The following is an 18,659-nucleotide window of genomic DNA, read 5'->3' as shown; positions in this document are numbered from 1 at the left end:
GTACATGTCTGAACGGATTTCCCGGCTGCAGTTTGTGGTCCTCATGATATGGAACATATTAGGCACCGGATTTGTAACCATTCCGTTTGCGTTTGCTCACTTTGACATTCGAGACAGTTGGATTGCAGCGCTGTTGTTTATGGCTGGAACCACAGTCGCAACTCTAGTGTATTACATCTTTCTGAAAGTATTTCCAAACGCAGTACTATCGGACGCCATTGAGCAGGGGTACGGCAGAGCAATCGGTTTCCTCATGCATTTTTTCATCATTGTCTGGTTTGTCGTCACAACAGCCATGTTAGTCAGAGAACTGAACCTGTTCGTTGAAACGACAATTCTTCCCAAGTCGCCTCTGTACCTCATTAATGCAGCGATGATAGTGGCCGTGGTGTATGCTGCCTACGCGGGGATTGAAGTCATGGGTCGGACCGCAGAACTCGTCTCATTGATTGCCTTTGCTGCCATTTTGGCAGTCATCGTCATGCCCGTTTCCAAAGCGGATTTTCACCAACTGACCCCCATCCTTGCCAATGGTTGGACACCGGTTTTAAGGGCCTCCATCACGCCGGACATTTCCTTTGCTTTGGAATTCATTGTTGGACTGCAATTCATCACTTCTCTGAAGCGTCCAGACAAGGCTGCTCAGGATGTAATGATAGCAGGCGGCGTAGTCACCGCAACTCTGCTGTTTGGAACTCTGCTAGTGACCACGGTCTTGGGACCCGCTGCTGCCTACCTGGCATTCCCAGGCGTTGAAGTTGCACGCAGCATTCAATTCGGGCAATTCGTAGAACGCGTAGACACCATTATTGTCTTGACGACAGTAGGTACACTGTTTCTTAAAATCTCCATCTTCTTTTATGCTTTGTGTAACTACACCGCTTCTGCACTCCGACTTGTCAGCATGAAACACATTACACTCCCGGCCGGTATGTTAGTCTGGACGGGCAGCATTTTGTTTTGGAAAAACGCCTCAGCCATCCAGTCCTATATGCTGTTTGTTACTCCTGCCTACTTTTTTGTCACGCTTCTCTTAATTCCAATGGGAGGAGCAGCCCTCGCACTCCTTCGCAGAACTGCAGTCCGACCGGCTCAGAACTCGCAAAAGTGACCCAATACCTTGACCTCGACGCCAAGGTCATACAATACATCTTCCACTTGAGACCAGTACTGTTTGCCATTCACCGAATCGTACTCTACGTCAATATAAAACACATAAGTCCCCAAATGGGTCCCAACAGGACGAGACTCGATTCGATTTAAGTTAAAATGGCTGTCTGAGAACGGTTTCAACACTTTTGACAGTCCGCCGGGACTGTTTTCAACCTGGCTTAAAAGCAAACTGAGTGTCTCTTTCGGTTTCCCGTTTGAATGGTTTTTGCAGGACACCACAAAACCGCCTGCAGCGGACTCGAATAGGGCAGCATCACCGACCAATCCAAACCGGGTTGTATTATTGGCAATGTCCTCAATAGATTCCTTCGCTAGGTACAACTGATACAGTTTCGCTGCCGCAGCCGCTCCGATGGCTGCCACGGATTTGTCTTGACTTTCCGCCACGCGCCGTGCAGCTGCAGCGGTGCTTTCTGCACTCACTGCAACCGCCTGCGGAAGATTCTGTGAAATCCAGTCGCGACATTGAGCCAGAGCTTGTGGATGAGAATATACAGTCTTCAACTCAGACAGAGATACAGAACTATCTTTGACCATTAAGTTCTGGTGAATAGAGAGTTTTAATGCGGATACGATGCTCGGATGTGGCAATGCGGACGAGGCTTTGTGACCGAGTCCATCCCAGCTTGCCGTTACGCTGCCTTGAATGCTGTTTTCCAACGGGATACAAGCAAAGGCTGGATGTGCTTGCGCCATTGCCTGTTGTACCGTCAGCAAGGCATCCGCGATGGATGAAACAGGTCTTAATTGAGCCTGCGGCCAGCCACAGACGTTGACAAAGTCCATGGCTGCCTGTTGTGTAAACGTTCCTTCTGGTCCAAAGTAATAAATGTCCACCTGCTGTACCCCCTGTCAAAGCGACGCGATGGGTCGTGTCGACTCGTTCTGTTTATTTGTTAAAACAGAGACAACTGGTTTGTCGCGGGAAGTCCCTCGAGACAGCCAAGCGATGTGAGAATTTCAATGACGGTTTTAGACGCCCTGCTTCTGGACTGCAAGTCCTCGACGGACAACAGAGGCCCCTCCTTGCATGCTTCATAGAGACTTTTTGCTGCGTTCACGCCAACACCAGAAATAGCTCCAAAAGGCGGCAACAGAGCATTCTGGTCTTCCATGACTCGAAACTTTACAGCATCCGACTCATAAAGGTCTACCGGTAGGAAGCGGTACCCCCTCGTAACCATTTCCAAAGCAACTTCGAGCACGGTCATCAGGCTCTTTTCTTTCGGCGAAGCAGTGTTTCCTTTTTCCTCAATCTCTCTGATTTTCTCGAGGATAGCCTCTCGACCTTTAGCCATCAGTTCGACATCAAAGTCGTCTGCACGCACAGAAAAATAAGTCGCGTAAAAAGCCAGTGGATGGTAAATCTTAAACCAGGCAATTCTTACTGCCATCAGCACATACGCAGCAGCGTGAGCCTTTGGAAACATGTACTTAATCTTGCGCCCTGATTCAATATACCAGTCCGGGACTCCATGCTCCTTCATGTAGTCCTCTTCCTCTTGCTTGACACCCCGGCCCTTTCGAATAGACTCCATAATTTTGAACGCCTTGGACGGATCCAGACCCTTGTGAATCAAATAAATCATAATGTCATCCCTGGCACAGATAACTTCTGACAAGGTTGCAGTATCACTGCGAATCAGCTCTTGGGCATTATTGAGCCACACGTCGGTACCGTGGGATAAGCCGGAAATCCGAACAAGTTCCGCAAATGTGGTTGGACGGGTATCTTCCAGCATCTGTCGGACAAATTTCGTTCCGAATTCCGGAATCGCATAGGTTCCTGTGGCGGACCGTAGTTCTTCCGGTTTCACACCCAAAGTGTCGGTTCCGCTAAACAACCCCATCACGCGTGGGTCGTCCAAGGGGATGGTCTTTGGCTCAATTCCGGTCAAATCCTGAAGCATACGAATGACAGTCGGATCGTCATGTCCAAGAATGTCCAGCTTCAGAAGACGTCCGCTGATAGAGTGATAATCAAAATGCGTTGTGTAAGTGTCTGAATTTTTGTCGTCCGCAGGGTACTGTACAGGGCAAAAATCATGAATGGACAAGTGACTTGGTACAACCATTTGACCGCCGGGGTGTTGTCCAGTCGTGCGCTTGATTCCTGTACACCCTTTAACCAGCCTGTCTATCTCAGCATTTCGCAATATCAACCCGCGTTCTTCCGCGAATTTGCGAACGTAGCCATATGCTGTTTTTTCGGCAACTGTAGAGATGGTACCAGCGCGAAACACATGGTCTTTCCCGAACATTTCCTCTGTAAACTTGTGAGCTCTAGGTTGGTATTCTCCAGAAAAGTTGAGATCAATATCAGGTACCTTGTCTCCCTTAAAACCAAGAAACGTTTCGAACGGAATATCCTGACCGTCTTTAATCATCGGAACTTTACAGACATCGCATTCTTTTTCCGGCAGGTCGTATCCAGAACCATATTCACCGGCCTCAAAAAACTCACTGTGCTTGCAATTTGGGCAGCGGTAGTGGGGCGGGAGAGGATTTACCTCTGTGATGTCTGACATTGTCGCCACAAGCGAGGACCCAACCGAGCCTCGGCTTCCAACCAAATAGCCGTCTGACAGCGATTTGACCACTAACTTGTGAGCAATGAGATAAATGACAGCAAATCCATTGGAGATAATGGAATCCAATTCCTTCTTCAGACGAGCTTCCACAAGTTCCGGCAACGGGTCTCCATACCACTCCTTAGCCTTTTCGTAGGAAAGACGGGTCATCTCCTCTTCTGCACCTTCAATAACAGGAGTAAACAAGTCGTCGGGAATCGGCTTAACATCATCGATTAGTCCACACACACGACTAGGATTATCGACAACCACAGCCTTTGCATCCTCGCCCAGGTGTTCGAACTCTGACATCATCTCAGCAGTGGTGCGGAAGTAGAGAGACGGCTGTTGCACGCCAGTCGAGCTGCTTAGAGACTGAAGAAAGACCTCCCGATAGATGCTGTCCTCGGGATTCACGTAGTGTACGTCTCCGCTCGCCACTACCGGCTTTTCCAGCTTCTTTCCGATTTCAACCACTTGACGTTGGATATCACGAATGCTTTGCATGCTTTGAACAATATTATCTCGAACGAGAGATTCATAGTGGTCCAACGGCTGCAACTCCAAATAATCGTAAAAACGGCAAATTTCCTCAATCTCTTCTTCCGATTTACCGCGTATAAACGATTCAATGAGTTCACCCTGACGGCAAGCCGTCCCTACCAAGAGTCCTTCACGAAACCGAACCAATTCACTTCGGGGAATCCTTGGATTTCGGAACAAGTACTTCGTATGAGAAAGAGAGATAAGTTCGTATAAGTTTTTCAGACCTGTCTGGTTCTGCACCAAAATTGTGGCATGGAACGGTCTAACTCGGCTCACGTCCATATCGGCTGAGAGGCCGTTTAATTCACTTAGGTTGGTGATATCCTGCTCCTGGGCATCCATCAACATTTTCATAAAAAGCTTTCCAGTTGCTTCAGCATCTGCCAGAGCGCGGTGATGATTCTCCAGTTCAATTGAGAACTTGTTGGTCAGTGTCTTCAATTTGTAGTTCTTCATGCCAGGGTACAGTGCACGGGCAAGAGACAATGTATCGATAACCGGCTGCTCCCACGGCGCCATATCGATTCTTTTCGCACACTGTGCCAGAAAGCCAATGTCAAATTCTGCGTTGTGAGCAACGAGCACAGCGTCTCCCGTAAACTCTCGAAACTCATTTAACGCTGTCTCAAGCTTCGGTTGTCCGTGAAGCATGTCTGAGGAGATTCCCGTTACCTCAGTAATTTTCTTCGGCAGCATCCGCTCCGGATCAATCAGGGTAGTGTAGCTGTCGATAATGCGGCCCTCTTTCACGCGTACTGCCGCAATTTCAATCAAAGTATCTTCGCGAGCGTTCAGTCCTGTCGTTTCTGTATCAAAGACAACGTATTCGGCAGCTGCAAGAGTTTGGTCTGTGGAACGATACACAATTGGAGTGCCGTCATCCACAACATAGGCTTCAACTCCAAGCAAGACCTTTACTCCGTGTTTTGCGCCGGCATCGTATGCCTCCGGAAACGATTGAACGACACCGTGATCGGTGACGGCAACGGCCTTGTGGCCCCATTTGGCAGCCTGTTCGATGAGCGTGTCCACAGATGCGACGCCGTCGAGAGACGACATGGTTGTATGCATATGCAACTCTATGCGCTTTTCATCGGCTTCATCCACCCGTGCTGCAGCGCGCGCAGGCTCCATGTCCTGAATCATAAAGACCAGTTCTTTAGCGTAAGTATCAAACTGCACGCTCCCCTGAATGCGTATATGAACGCCGTCCTTCAAGGGTTCCAGGGCTGCAATCTGTTTATCATTCTTGATGAAGGTCTTCGCAGCAATCGAATCCGTTTCATCGGTTATATTAAACTGCACCAACACCCGGCCGCTCGGAAGCGTTCGCACCTCATGACCAAACACTCTGCCTTCTACGGCCACCCGGCGCATCTCATCGACAATTTCGTGGATTGGCTGAATTTCGCTGTTAACACCGCGCCCCAGAGTGAGGGGAACTGCCGGACCGCTATCCTGGCGCCGTCGCCGACCCTCATACTCTTTTTGCGGCGCTTGTTCGGCAGCCGCGGATTTTTTGGAACTGATGCTTTCCTGCTCCTGCATCAGTTGTTCTACCTCTTTTCGCTCTTGCTCAGCCAACTGCTGCCGCAGTGCTTCTGACAGTTCCTCTGAGGCCGCGGCGACACTAAATTTACAGCTGAGATGGAGACCAAAGGCCTCCTCGCATTTTCGCGACAACCGCATACCAGTCCGTTTTTTCTCGAGCGCATTGACCTCAGACTGATTCGACAACATAAATTCCACGTTTATTCGACTGTCATCACGAACGACTGTCCGATCCGCTTGTTGAAGCCATTTGCTAGCAATGGCTTCCTCCTTTGCGTACCAGTCGATGATTCCCTCAAGAACTGCCTTGACATGTGCGTCCGTGACCGGGTAGGGCCACTTCGGCGGAAGAATCTGGACATTGGCAGTTCCCTCTGGGAACACTTCACTGCACACGGCTTCTATCAAGCCATAGTTCTCTATGGCCAACTGTGCTTGAGAAAGCAGATTGGAATCACCGCTTTCAATAGCGTTGTCAAGAGACAAAAAAGGGGGTACTGCATGTACCTCCACTCTTTTGGAACGCAATTTTACGGTAACTCTCTCGATGCTGTCTACAGGAAGTGACGTTTTGCTAGCTTCAGGCTCATGAGCAGGTTCTGCCTGGGGCAGTTCAGACTCAGCCATAATCCCCCTCCATTACTTTACAATCCTCAAAATTGCCTCATATGCTTCTTCCACAGACAAAACATCAACCTGACCATTTTTACGCGTCTTCAATTCCACCTGACCGTCTACTATTTTCCGTCCAACCGTTAGACGCACGGGAAGACCCAAGAGGTCTGAATCTTTGAACTTTACTCCCGGACGTTCGTTGCGGTCGTCCAGCAACACCTCAATGCCTGCCGCAGTGAGCCGTCGATACAAATCACTGGCGGTTCCCATTTGCTCTTCGTCTTTCACGCTGACAGGAATGATGTGTACATGAAACGGCGCTACGGCAATGGGCCAGATGATACCTTCATCATCATGACACTGTTCAATGATTGCCGGCAGCAAACGGGACGTCCCGAGTCCGTAACACCCCATTAAAATCGTTTGTGCCTTTCCCGCTTCGTCCAGATATGTTGCATTGAATGCTTTGCTGTACTTATCTCCAAGTTTAAAAACGTGGCCAACTTCAATCCCGCGCTGGAACTTTAAGGGGGCTTTGCAGTACATACATGTGTCGCCGTCGGCCACATCCCGCAAATCCTCCACTCGCTTCACCTCAAAGTCTCTGCCGGGGACAACATGAATATCATGCGTATCTTGCTCCCTTGACGCCATGACGCCGTCCGTGACCGTGACGATATCGCGATCGAAAAGGACCGGAATGTCCACAGTGGGAGGTACAAATCCAACTTGGCACCCTGTCTTTTCCAGAACCACCTGAGCCGAAGCCAACTCTACATGACTCGCTCCCAGAACGTTTTTCAGTTTCACTTCGTTAACCTGGTGGTCTCCTCGAAGGCACACGGCTACAGCTTGTCCATCTGCTTCATAGACGACAACTTTTATAATTTGTGCAGGTTCAGCGCCAAGATAAGATGTCAAGTCTTCAATCGACTTGGTTCCAGGCGTCGGAACTGTTTCGGGAGACAATTCTGTCGTCGTATCGGGCACCGGCAAAGGATTTGTCGATGCCTTTTCAAGGTTTGCGGCATATTCACAGCTTGTACAAACAGCGATAGTATCTTCGCCTGCATCGGAAAGCACCATGAACTCATGTGTGCCCCCTTTGCCTCCAATAGCTCCTGCGTCGGCTTCAACTGCCTTGTATTTTACACCAATCCGTTCAAAAATGCGGCAATAGGCGTCGTACATGGCTCTGTATGTCTTATCCAATGCCTCTACATCCGTTTCAAACGAGTAGGCATCCTTCATCCGAAACTCACGGCCCCGAAGCAGACCTGCCCGAGGGCGCGCTTCGTCACGAAACTTCGTCTGAATTTGATACAGAACCTGAGGCAGTTGGCGATAGGACTTGACTTCGTTATGTACCAACATCGTGACGACTTCTTCATGTGTTGGACCGAGAATACTTGCCCGGTCGTGCCGGTCCTTAAAGCGGAACATGTCGTCTCCATAATCATACGTTCTGCCAGACCGAATCCACAGGTCCTCTGGTTGTATTGTCGGAAGCAATACCTCCTGAGCACCCGTCTCATTGATTTCTTCACGAACGATACTCTCGACTTTGTTTAAAACTCGATACCCAAGCGGCAGGTATGAGTAAACCCCTGCTGTCAGTTGCCTCACGAGACCGGCCCGAAGCATCAGTTGATGACTGGCAACATCTGCTTCAGCAGGTACTTCGCGCAATGTGTTCAAAAAGAGTTGTGATTGCCGCATGACTGCCTCCTTCACATCTTTCAACGGACACGCCGGGCAGATTTACTCCCGGCGTGCCTAGGTTCCAGCTACATTTAAAACAGCCGCGTAACATCGCGATACGTGATTACCACGGCAAACAGCATCAATAAAGCGAATCCAACAAGGTGGATGTACCCCTCTTTGCTCGGGTCAACCGCTCTTCCCCGGACGGCTTCTATGACCATAAACAGCAGTCTTCCGCCGTCTAATGCAGGAATGGGCAGTAAATTGAAGAGCCCTAAATTCAAGCTCAAAATGGCCGTTATCATCACGACATGCCATACCCCGACCTGTGCTTCCTTGCTAATGACATCTGCAATCCCCACAGGACCAGAGAGCTGCTTGTACTGATGATGGACAATCACGTTGCCATAGGCATGAACTGTTTGAATACTGCCGACGTACACCGTACTGATTCCGTGCTCGACTGCCTTGAACTTATTATAAGTGAGCGGACTTTCTACGCCAAGCATCGGTCGGTTTTGTTTGAATTCAGGCGTTACAGTGATGTTTCGAACTGTATTGTTGCGCTGAATCTTTAGCTGAATGGGATTCGGGGGCTTCCCTTTGTCTGACTGTATCTGAGTCACCAGCCCGCTCCAGCTTGTCACCTTGTGACCATCCACAGCCAGCACTCTGTCACCTTTTTGCAGTCCCGCATGCTGTGCAGGTGAAGAAGGAACAATGGAGCCCAAAACAGGTTGATTGACCGGCAAACCCGTATGCCAGAAAAATGCGCTGAACAGGACCGCCGCCAGAACAAAATTCATGAACGGACCTGCCAGAATAATCGCAGCTCGTTGCCACAAGGGCTTGCCCAAAACCTGCTCATGCTTCTCCACTAACGGCATGGAACTGCGCGCATTCGTCATCAGCTTGGCGTGGGATTTTACAGGGTAAGTCTCAACGCCAGCATCAGTCTCAAGGGTCATCATCATGCGTTCATTTAAATCCAAATCGCGCAGGGTTCCCACAATCCCCTCAGGAACATCCCGCTTGTCGCCAACCTGAATAATCTCATTGCTCTCATTGAGACGAACCGCAACCTCTTCCCCTCTTTTAAAGAGGGCATCTTGCGGCATTTCTCCGGCAAGTTGAACCATCCCGCCAATCAAAAACAGCCTGAGTGAAAACTCAGTCCCGCGGCGTTGCCATTTTAACAACTTTGGTCCGAAGCCAATCGAGAAAGCCGGAACTGCTACACCAGCACGTTTAGCGACATAATAGTGTCCGAACTCATGAATGATAATACTCACCATGAACACGATGATAATCGCTACGGCTGAACGTAAGATACCGGCAAGGGCAATGCTCAAATTGCTCACCCGCCCTTTCTTATCATTGTCCGAGCAGTTTGGCGCGCCCACTTGTCCATAGCCAGAACATCCTCCAACGATGAAGGCCTTCCTGGCTGATGCGCTTCCAAGACTCGTTCTACAAGGATTGCCAACTCCAGAAAAGTTATCCTTCCCTCAAGAAACTCACCCACGGCAACCTCATTGGCCGCATTGAGGACACAAGGCGCGTACCCGCCCATCTTACCTGCTTCATAGGCCAGCTTCAGGCTTGGAAATCTTTCGAAATCAGGTGGTTCGAAAGTAAGCGTCTGCAACTCCTGAAGCGATAATCTCGGCCATGGAGCCTGTATCCGTTTTGGAAAGGTCAGGGCATACTGAATCGGCAGCCTCATGTCTGGAGTAGCCAATTGTGCCACCACCGAACCATCCACAAAGTCAACCATGGAGTGGATGACGCTTTGAGGGTGAACAACCACTTCTATTCTATCATACGAAACTTGAAACAAATGATGCGCCTCGATGACTTCCAAACCTTTGTTCATCATTGTAGCGGAGTCGACGGTAATCTTTTTTCCCATAGTCCAGTTGGGATGTTTCAGAGCCTGCTCGACAGTTGCGTTTTCCAACTGTGTTCGTGACCAAGTACGAAAAGGGCCTCCGGAAGCTGTCAACACATACCGATGCACTTCACTGGCGCTCCCTGCACGAAGGCTTTGGTGAAGAGCCGAGTGTTCACTGTCGACAGGAATAATGGGGACTCCTTTGTCCACGGCCAGGGGCATGATGAGCTCACCAGCGCTTACAAGTGTCTCCTTGTTCGCGAGTGCAATTGTCGTTCCGCGTAAAATGGCCTGCCAAGTAGGCAAAAGTCCTTTTGCCCCGACAATTCCAGTCACCATAACATCCGCCGGGACATCAGCGACGGTGAGCAATCCGCTGTCTCCTATGCCAATGTCCGGCACCGATATGTCGTTACTCTCCTTCAGTAATGCCAAGAGTCGACTCCGTGATTCTTCGTCCTGTACCGAGACAAAGACGGGACAGAATTCACGGATTTGCTTTGCAAGTTCTTCAACATTCCGTCCAGCAGCGAGAGCAGTTACCTCGTACTCAGAAGGTGTGTTCCGGACAACTTCAAGGGTTTTCGTTCCGATTACGCCTGTGGACCCTAAAATTGATAACTTAACAGTCACTCCATCCACCTCACTGCGGTTCAAACTTCAGTCATTGAAACCAAGTCGGAGCCCCGGACGTAATCAAATACAACGCTAACGGAGCGGCGAACAGTAAACTGTCGATACGATCCAGAATCCCGCCGTGCCCAGGTAACAGATGGCCGGAATCCTTGACATTTCCCGACCTCTTATATGCTGACTCCACTAAATCTCCAACTTGCCCAGCGACAGAAATCAACGCTCCCATGGTCGCGTATGCGAATAAATCAAACCCGCGAATCGCTAGCCATCCAAATATCACGGCTCCCGCAACAGAACCAACAATCCCGCCAATTGCACCGCTGACAGTCTTACCTGGACTGATAGCCGGCCACAGCTTTGGTCCCTGCAGCCGACCTCCAACCAAATAAGCCGTAGTATCGCTCATCCAAATGACAATTAATAACAAGAGAAGCCACGCCCATCCGTGTGACAGAGCGCGAATTGAGGTCAGACTTTCACCGCCGTAACCGATATAGAGGGAACCTATTAACACTGTCGCAGACTGCGACACCGTGACGCGGTTCTTCATCAGCACCGGAAGCACCAGTGCAACGCCAACAATAACTTGTACTACAATCAGCATATGCCATGCTGGCCACCACTCAATCAACGAGACGACAAAGTATGACCACAGTGACATAACGCTCCAGCGCTTAAAGCCTACAATTCCGGCAAATTCCGCTGCTCCGGCCAAGGTAACGAGCCACACCGTGATTTTCCACGGAATGTTGCCCCATAAGAGCAAGGCTAGCACGATAACCACACCCAGTACAGCAGTGACAACCCTTGTCCTCAGCATGCTTCCACCTACTTTAAACCGCCGAACCGTCGTTTGCGGCGCTGATAGTCTGCAATCGCTTCTTCCAACTGCGCCCTGCCAAAGTCCGGCCACAATACGTCAGTAAACCAAAACTCCGAATATGCAGCCTGCCACAGCATAAAATTACTCAGGCGTACCTCACCGCTTGTCCGTATCATCAAGTCCGGGTCTGGCGTATCCGCGGTGGACAGGTAATTCGAAAACACAGACTCTGTTACCTCTGACCAGTTCAGTTCACCTGCATTGACTCGGCCGCTGATGGACTGTGCTGCACTTACAATATCCGAACGCCCGCCGTAGTTCAGCGCAAAGGTAACCTGCATCCCCGTATTGTGAACCGTTTTTTCAAGCGTTCTGCGGACAGTCTCCTGCGTAAAGGACGGCAACTTAGAGGTATCACCAATGAAGTTTACCCGCACGCCCCGACTGACCAGTTCATCAATTTCAGTGCGAAAAAACTCCTCCGGCAACTTCATCAGGTACTCAACTTCACTTTCGGGCCGCTTCCAGTTTTCCGTTGAAAAGGCATACAACGTCAAACACTGAATACCAATGTCGTCGCAGGCACGAATCACGTCTCGAACCTTATGCATTCCTGCGTGGTGCCCAGCTATGCGCGGCAGTCCTCTACGCCTTGCCCAACGGCCGTTTCCATCCATGATGATGGCTACATGAACAGGGAGGTTCCCTTGTTCAATGCGTTTCGCCGGGGCATCGTTCGATTTTGAGAACCTGCGTCGAATCGCCTTGAACAACTTAACCCCCCCAAGCAATACACTATAACTCGCGTTTCACAAAGCCGCGTCCAAAACTCAAACTTCAGTCAATTCTTCTTCTTTACCGCGCGTAACGCTGTCAATCTCCGACACGTATTTATCGGTTAGATTTTGAATTTTTTCCATGCCACGGCGGTTCTCATCTTCTGAAATGTCACCTTGCTTTTCAGCCTTCTTCAGATCGTCATTGGCATCTCGACGAATATTTCGGACCGCAACTCGTGACTCCTCAGACATCTTACGCACCTGTTTCACCAGCTCTTGCCTGCGCTGTTCAGTCAAAGCGGGTATGATGAGCCGAATAACAACGCCATCGTTGGTCGGGTTGATGCCCAAGTCCGACTTCTGAATCGCCTTCTCAATTTCTGACAGCATACTCTTTTCCCACGGTGTGATCACCAGTTGTCGAGGCTCAGGTACGGTAACATTGCCCACTTGATTTACAGGCACCTGGGATCCGTAGTACTCTACTGTAATCTTGTCAAGCATGTTCGGCGTTGCGCGCCCTGCACGCACAGTGACCAAATCTCTTCGCAATGTGTCAACGGCTTTCTCCATTCTGTCCTTAGCCGACTTCATCACACTGTCAAGCACGAGTTTTCCTCCTCACAATTGTCCCCAACGATTCGCCCATGACGGCGCGTCGAATGTTTCCAATTTCATTTAACGCAAACACCAAGATAGGAATATCATTGTCCATACACAGTGATGTAGCCGTCGAATCCATAATTCCCAGCCCTTGACTCAGCACATCGAAGAACCCAAGTTCATCGTATTTCACCGCATCAGGGTCTTCCTGGGGATCCGCATTATAGACGCCGTCCACCCCGTTCTTGGCCATTAGAATCACTTCTGCCTCAATTTCAGCCGCGCGCAGCGCAGCTGTTGTATCCGTTGAAAAATACGGATTCCCAGTGCCGCCGGCGAGAATGACAACTCTGCCTTTTTCCAAGTGACGAATCGCCCTGCGACGGATATACGGTTCTGCTACTTGTCGCATTTCCACCGACGTCTGAACGCGTGTGTCCACACGAAGGTGCTCAAGTGCATCCTGCAAAGCCAAAGCGTTTAAAACCGTAGCGAGCATGCCCATGTAGTCAGCGGTTGCTCTGTCCATCCCCTTGGAACTTCCTGAAATACCTCTCCAAATGTTACCGCCGCCAACGACGACAGCAACCTCAACTTTCAACTCAACAACTTCTGCAAGTTGTTGCGCAATGTTGTGAATTACGTTCGGGTCGATGCCGAAGCCTTGTTGCCCGGCTAACGCTTCTCCGCTAAGCTTGAGTATAACCCGTTTATACTTCGGCGTTGCCATTCGCATTCCTCCATATGTAGCCAATCCTCAATAAACACCGGTCTTCAAGAAAAACTTGAAGAGAGGGAACACCATCAGTGTCCCCTCACCGCACATTATTTTCCGACCTGCTCCATGACTTCCTCTGCAAAATCTTTCTCTTCCTTTTCAATTCCCTCTCCAACAACATAGCGAGCAAATCGCCGAACAGATATGTTTTCACCAATATGAGCAATCTCTTCTTTTACCAGTTGGTCCACCGTTTTATCGGGATTCTTTACAAAGGCTTGCTCCAGAAGACAAATCTCGGAAAGATACTTATCGATTCGACCCTCGACAATCTTGTCCACAATCTTCTCCGGTTTGCCTTCATTTAGCGTTTGCTGCCTGACAATTTCTCTTTCCTGCGTCAGGACATCCTCCGGGACATCCTCTCGACGTACATATGTTGGATTTGCCGCTGCGACATGCATCGCTATATCACGGACAAAATTCTTGAAATCATCGTTCTTTGCTACAAAATCGGTTTCGCAGTTTACCTCGAGCAGAACGCCGATGCGGCCGCCTCCGTGTATGTACGCCTCAACAATCCCTTCAGACGCCACCCGTCCGGATTTCTTCGACGCAGATGCAAGGCCCTTTTCACGGAGAACTTTCAGAGCCTTCTCCATATCACCGTCTGCATCCTTGAGCGCATTTTTACAATCCATCATTCCAGCGCCCGTCTGAGTTCGCAAATCTTTCACCATCTGTGCAGTAACCTGCATTGACATAGGTCCTCCTTTATCTCGATGATTCTCAATTTAGCCTTCTTTGAGCAAGCGCATTTTACGCGAGCCTTACATACCAAGGCCTTTACACAAAAAAGGAGATAAGGCAACGCGCTTCCGCTGCCTCATCGCCCGTTTCAACCCCGCTAGTATTATGCTGTTGTGGTTTCTGTCTCCACTTCCGCCTCAGCTTCCGCTTCTTCAGACGGCTCATCTTCCACTTGTTGAGCCCCCTCCAACACAGCATCAGCCATTTTTGAGGTGAGCAAGCGCACAGCGCGAATTGCATCATCATTTCCTGGAATAATATAGTCAATCTCGTCCGGATCGCAGTTTGTATCTACAATCGCAACGATGGGAATACCCAATTTCCGACCCTCAGCCACAGCAATACGCTCTTTTCGGGGATCGATAACGAACATCGCCGCAGGCAGGCCATTCATGCCCTTAATGCCTCCGAGAAATTTCTCAAGACGGTCTTTTTCTTTCCGAAGTAGAACAACTTCCTTCTTCGGCAGCACATCAAACGTCCCGTCGTCTTCCATTTTCTCCAGCTTTAGAAGTCTCTCAATACGCTTTTGAATCGTCTTGAAATTCGTCAGCGTACCGCCCAGCCAACGCTGGTTGACAAAGTGCATATCACAGCGCTCTGCTTCTTCGCGCACCGCATCTTGTGCCTGCTTTTTCGTTCCGACGAATAAAACCTTTTTTCCGGAAGCCGATAGATCACGCACAAAGTTAAAAGCTTCTTCCACCTTACGAACGGTCTTTTGCAAATCAATAATGTAAATACCGTTTCGCTCTGTGAAAATGTACCTTGACATTTTCGGGTTCCATCGCCGTGTCTGGTGTCCAAAATGAACACCTGCCTCCAACAACTGCTTCATTGAAATAATCGCCATACTGTTCCTCCTAATTGGTTAGTCCTCCGTTTGCTTCTGCAACGATTCACACCTGACGGCACCAGAATCATTATCCACAAACGTGTGTACTCCACAATGCGTGGGCTTTTACACTGCCATTTAATATACCACAACGGGCAGTACAACAGCAATGAATTTCTGCCTATGTCCGCATAGTCATTCATTTCGACGGTGGAGATTGCAGCAATCGCCTCACGCGTTCTACTTCTTCCACTCCCACTTCCAGGCTTGAGGCGACTTCAGCCACAGTCTTTCCACTGTAGAGGTATTCCAGTATTTGAAACGATTTGTCTGCCTCAGCGGCAGCAGGCATTTCACTGACCGGGTGAGACTGCAGCGAAGAACGCTCGTCTTCCGAGTCCGCTTCAGGTTTCAAGTTGGAAACCGAATCACCGAGATTCGTCCGGTCGGCGCGTCCTGCAGCGGAAAACTCCTGTTCCTCAGGCGGGTTGACAATTGGTGCAGAGTCTTTGCTGTTCAGTTCATCCAGCTTCATTTCAATTTGCTCCAACCGGCTGTTCAATTCCTTCTGCACCCGTTCCAGTTCCTGTGCGAATTGAGTTCGAACTTCAGCAGTTTCAGACACAAACTCTTCATACACCTCGTCCAACATGGAAGTGATTTGCTCTTGAATGACGGGCGTAAACCCATCCTCTGATTGCCCTTGAACCGGCGGGCGAGGCTTGGCCAGATGAGACTCAGTACCTGCTTGGGCATTGGATAGGCCTCGAAGCCACTGTCCAATCCCGGGCGGGGTGCTACCCTTTTGCACCTTCGATATGCGTTTGTACATGTAATACACAATGCCGCTTACAAGCAGCACTGTCACCAAGACGGCCTCTTCCACTTTAAATACTCCTTTAACTATAGCAGTAAGCGTTTCTCCTATATTTCACATGTACCTTCGAGAGCCGTATGAACATGCAGTACACTGGTCGCAGGGTCGAACTCAATCGTTCGTCCTGCTGATCCCCCTACGTCCTGCGACACCACTGGAACTTTTAACTCCTGCAACGATTCGAGCACTGCTTCAACGTTTCTCGGACCAATTCTAAGCAGCGCCGATCCCGAAGCAGACGAGAACATTTGCGCCCCCCCTGCCAACTTTGCCTGTAGATGTCTTCTTTCGGCGCCAGATTCCAACAACTTCTCTACAAGCCATGGTAGGCCTGTATCGGCAAACTTTGCGGGAGTCACAGGTTTTCCTTTTGGTGCGTGAGGCAGCATAACGTGATCGAGGCCGCAAATCCCCGAACGCTCATCATAAATCACAACACCAACGCAAGAGCCAAGCCCGTTTGTCCGAATTCTCTGCGGCTTGCTCGCGAGGCCCGCATCCGCAATTCCAATTCGCACGACCGACAGTCTTCCAGTATCTAGCACTGTCAAGCCCCCAAGGCTTTCAGCAGCCGGTCCATCGAGTCAGGCTCGGGAATCAGGATGATATGTGCATCAATACTGCTCGTTCCTTGGGAGATACTTGTTTCTACCAGCAAAGCTTCATCCATCGTGAGTTCAGCCGATAACAGGCAAATACTCAGAATGGCGCCAGCCATGTCAACAGCAACACCGGGAACGGTCACGTGCAACGTGAAACCTGTCAAATCTGATATGGCATTGATAAATGAGCCCCCGAGAATGTTCCCAACTTCGGCCAGTGCCGAAAAGTCCATGGCCGTAAAATCCTGAACCCCTTTGCTCTCCGCTGGCAACAGTCTCGTGACAAGTTGCACAGCACTCTCTGCTGCCATCACAAGCAAAAGGTTTCCCGACAAACTCCCTTTAATTTGTGTAATAACCCCGGCGCTCAGCATCTCTTCGCCTCCCAGAAGTTCTGGTACTTCCCGGAAGGGAACCATGCGGGCCGACGGTACGGTCATGTTCACCTGCTCCTGAATGAGTTCAGACAATGCCGTTGCAGCATGAGCGGCACCAATATTGCCCACTTCCTTTAAGATATCTGCAACGTAATCCGTAAACTCTGGTGCGTCACTCACCCTGAATACTCCTCTCAACTTGCTGCAGTTGCTGTTCCTGTGCCTCTGACAGGATTTTCTCCAGATTTAAAAGCACCAGCGTACGTTCATCAGTTCTCGCAATGCCCGACAAATACCGTGCCTCAAGTCCGCCAATCAGCTGCGGCGGTGCTTGAATCGATTCTTCATCCAGCGTCTTTACATCAAGCACGGAATCTACGACCAGACCTACATGCACTGCTGCAATTTCAACAACGATAATGCGAGCATCATCTGACGGTTTCGCCAGCGCCTGTGCCCCGACTCGAATTCGCAGGTTAATCACTGGGACAATTTCGCCGCGCAATTCCACAACGCCTTGAACAAAGGCCAGGGTATTTGGCACCGGTGTGATTTCTTCAAGCCGCTCTATGGATTGAACTTGGTTCACAGGAACCCCGTAGGTTTCATCTGCTGAAGTAAACAAAACAACTTGTATGTCACTCATTTTGGACCTCCGTCACGATATGAATTTCTCGCTTTGCGTATGCGAATATACTCCGAAAAGACGTTCCAAGAACTTTGAAAAACCCCGTCTCTCCGACCTTTCATCAATATGTAAGTAGTTTCTTGCAATTTGTTGAATGCAACTGGCAGCCTTACTGTGCGGATACTTCAACAGCAGGGCTGTTTGCGCCATGACAGCCTGAGGAACAGCATCGTCTTCCAAAATAAATCCAAGAATGTCTATATTAACACCCAGAAACTTCGCCGCAACAAGTTTCAATTTATCTGCTGCAAGCTTCGCTTCGACAATGCCGCTGGCACGGTTAACTACGACGGTCACCACTTGCGGCAGTTGACCATTTACGGAGAGCATCTTCAGCAGGGCGTATGCGTCCGCAATGGAGGTGGGCTCGGGCGTTGTCAGGACGATAAGTTGTGTAGCAGCGGCAATCAACTGCTCGCTGTTGGTACTATGTCCGGCACTGCAATCCAACAAGACGGTGTCATAACGGTCATCCAACCGGCTAAATTCCTCTTTCAAGTGAAGTACTTGCGCCCTCGACAGGGTGTGCAATTCGGTAAGACCTGCCCCGCCGGACAAGTATGGTAATCCGGTGGCGCTGACTTGAAGGACATCCCAAATACTGAATCCATTCAACAAATCTTCAATAGTGTGTCGTGGCCGCTCCCCAAGTATCACATCTACATTTGCAAATCCCAAGTCAACATCAAGCACTACCGGTGACCTGTGGATTTTTTGCAGTTCAAGGGCAAAGTTCACACAGAAGTTTGTTTTTCCAACTCCCCCCTTCCCGCTGGCGACAGCAATGATCTGTTTCGAAGCAGCAGTCTGTATAGGCCCTTGATTCACAAGACTTCTCAATCGCTCCGCCTGATCCAC

General features: G+C 49.8%; 17 protein-coding genes. 1 reads left to right on the top strand and 16 read right to left on the bottom strand.

The window, feature by feature from the left end; genetic code table 11:
- Positions 1-4: 4 nt before the first annotated feature.
- On the top strand, positions 5-1,111 hold the full coding sequence (locus tag GI364_RS10785) for a GerAB/ArcD/ProY family transporter (RefSeq protein WP_198853565.1): 1,107 nt from the start codon (positions 5-7) through the stop codon (positions 1,109-1,111).
- On the opposite strand, the gene pheA is transcribed toward GI364_RS10785, so the two are convergent.
- The 16 genes from pheA to GI364_RS10705 form a co-directional block, all read right to left on the bottom strand.
- The gene (gene pheA / locus GI364_RS10780; protein ID WP_198853564.1) at positions 1,093-2,010 is read right to left on the bottom strand and encodes a prephenate dehydratase; all 918 of its coding nucleotides are present in this window, start codon (positions 2,008-2,010) and stop codon (positions 1,093-1,095) included. The genes GI364_RS10785 and pheA overlap by 19 nt on opposite strands.
- Before the next feature lie 59 nt (positions 2,011-2,069).
- Positions 2,070-6,467, bottom strand: a complete 4,398-nt coding sequence (locus GI364_RS10775; protein ID WP_198853563.1) for a PolC-type DNA polymerase III — start codon at positions 6,465-6,467, stop codon at positions 2,070-2,072.
- 12 nt (positions 6,468-6,479) lie between these two features.
- Positions 6,480-8,174, bottom strand: coding sequence for a proline--tRNA ligase (locus GI364_RS10770; RefSeq protein ID WP_198853562.1), 1,695 nt, complete (start codon positions 8,172-8,174; stop codon positions 6,480-6,482).
- 74 nt (positions 8,175-8,248) lie between these two features.
- Positions 8,249-9,511 (bottom strand): RIP metalloprotease RseP, encoded by a 1,263-nt coding sequence (rseP, locus tag GI364_RS10765; RefSeq protein ID WP_233096104.1) that lies wholly within the window; start codon positions 9,509-9,511, stop codon positions 8,249-8,251.
- Positions 9,512-9,516: 5 nt separating this feature from the next.
- A complete protein-coding gene (locus GI364_RS10760) occupies positions 9,517-10,686 on the bottom strand; it encodes a 1-deoxy-D-xylulose-5-phosphate reductoisomerase (RefSeq protein ID WP_198853561.1) in 1,170 nt (389 codons plus the stop codon).
- 31 nt (positions 10,687-10,717) lie between these two features.
- Complete coding sequence (locus GI364_RS10755) at positions 10,718-11,509, bottom strand: phosphatidate cytidylyltransferase (RefSeq protein ID WP_198853560.1); 792 nt, start codon at positions 11,507-11,509, stop codon at positions 10,718-10,720.
- A gap of 8 nt (positions 11,510-11,517) precedes the next feature.
- Positions 11,518-12,285 (bottom strand): undecaprenyl pyrophosphate synthase, encoded by a 768-nt coding sequence (locus GI364_RS10750; RefSeq protein WP_233096103.1) that lies wholly within the window; start codon positions 12,283-12,285, stop codon positions 11,518-11,520.
- 57 nt (positions 12,286-12,342) lie between these two features.
- A complete protein-coding gene (gene frr / locus GI364_RS10745; protein ID WP_198853964.1) occupies positions 12,343-12,885 on the bottom strand; it encodes a ribosome recycling factor in 543 nt (180 codons plus the stop codon).
- Between the two features lie 7 nt (positions 12,886-12,892).
- Positions 12,893-13,624: a UMP kinase gene (pyrH, locus tag GI364_RS10740; protein WP_198853559.1), complete on the bottom strand. Its 732-nt coding sequence runs from the start codon at positions 13,622-13,624 to the stop codon at positions 12,893-12,895.
- A 95-nt stretch (positions 13,625-13,719) separates the two neighbouring features.
- Positions 13,720-14,370 (bottom strand): translation elongation factor Ts, encoded by a 651-nt coding sequence (gene tsf, locus GI364_RS10735; protein ID WP_198853558.1) that lies wholly within the window; start codon positions 14,368-14,370, stop codon positions 13,720-13,722.
- A 155-nt stretch (positions 14,371-14,525) separates the two neighbouring features.
- Entirely contained in the window at positions 14,526-15,275 is a 750-nt protein-coding gene (rpsB, locus tag GI364_RS10730) for a 30S ribosomal protein S2 (protein WP_198853557.1), read from the bottom strand.
- A 181-nt stretch (positions 15,276-15,456) separates the two neighbouring features.
- Entirely contained in the window at positions 15,457-16,143 is a 687-nt protein-coding gene (locus GI364_RS10725) for a hypothetical protein (RefSeq protein WP_198853556.1), read from the bottom strand.
- Between the two features lie 38 nt (positions 16,144-16,181).
- On the bottom strand, positions 16,182-16,679 hold the full coding sequence (locus GI364_RS10720; protein WP_198853555.1) for a chemotaxis protein CheD: 498 nt from the start codon (positions 16,677-16,679) through the stop codon (positions 16,182-16,184).
- A gap of 2 nt (positions 16,680-16,681) precedes the next feature.
- Positions 16,682-17,293: a chemotaxis protein CheC gene (locus GI364_RS10715; protein ID WP_198853554.1), complete on the bottom strand. Its 612-nt coding sequence runs from the start codon at positions 17,291-17,293 to the stop codon at positions 16,682-16,684.
- Positions 17,286-17,759, bottom strand: a complete 474-nt coding sequence (locus GI364_RS10710; protein WP_198853553.1) for a chemotaxis protein CheW — start codon at positions 17,757-17,759, stop codon at positions 17,286-17,288. The genes GI364_RS10715 and GI364_RS10710 overlap by 8 nt, the downstream gene beginning before the upstream one ends.
- Positions 17,760-17,771: 12 nt before the next feature.
- Positions 17,772-18,659: a MinD/ParA family protein gene (locus GI364_RS10705; RefSeq protein WP_198853552.1), complete on the bottom strand. Its 888-nt coding sequence runs from the start codon at positions 18,657-18,659 to the stop codon at positions 17,772-17,774.

Source organism: Alicyclobacillus sp. SO9, from assembly GCF_016406125.1.
Taxonomy (GTDB): domain Bacteria; phylum Bacillota; class Bacilli; order Alicyclobacillales; family Alicyclobacillaceae; genus SO9.
This window is presented reverse-complemented; position numbering and strand designations above follow the sequence as displayed.

Excerpts from the sequence above, each read along its gene's own strand:
- GI364_RS10785 (WP_198853565.1), top strand. The coding sequence starts at position 5 with ATGTCTGAACGGATTTCCCGGCTGCAGTTTGTGGTCCTCATGATATGG.
- GI364_RS10775 (WP_198853563.1), bottom strand. The coding sequence starts at position 6,467 with ATGGCTGAGTCTGAACTGCCCCAGGCAGAACCTGCTCATGAGCCTGAA.
- GI364_RS10770 (WP_198853562.1), bottom strand. The coding sequence starts at position 8,174 with ATGCGGCAATCACAACTCTTTTTGAACACATTGCGCGAAGTACCTGCT.
- GI364_RS10755 (WP_198853560.1), bottom strand. The coding sequence starts at position 11,509 with ATGCTGAGGACAAGGGTTGTCACTGCTGTACTGGGTGTGGTTATCGTG.
- frr (WP_198853964.1), bottom strand. The coding sequence starts at position 12,885 with ATGAAGTCGGCTAAGGACAGAATGGAGAAAGCCGTTGACACATTGCGA.
- pyrH (WP_198853559.1), bottom strand. The coding sequence starts at position 13,624 with ATGGCAACGCCGAAGTATAAACGGGTTATACTCAAGCTTAGCGGAGAA.
- tsf (WP_198853558.1), bottom strand. The coding sequence starts at position 14,370 with ATGCAGGTTACTGCACAGATGGTGAAAGATTTGCGAACTCAGACGGGC.
- rpsB (WP_198853557.1), bottom strand. The coding sequence starts at position 15,275 with ATGGCGATTATTTCAATGAAGCAGTTGTTGGAGGCAGGTGTTCATTTT.
- GI364_RS10710 (WP_198853553.1), bottom strand. The coding sequence starts at position 17,759 with ATGAGTGACATACAAGTTGTTTTGTTTACTTCAGCAGATGAAACCTAC.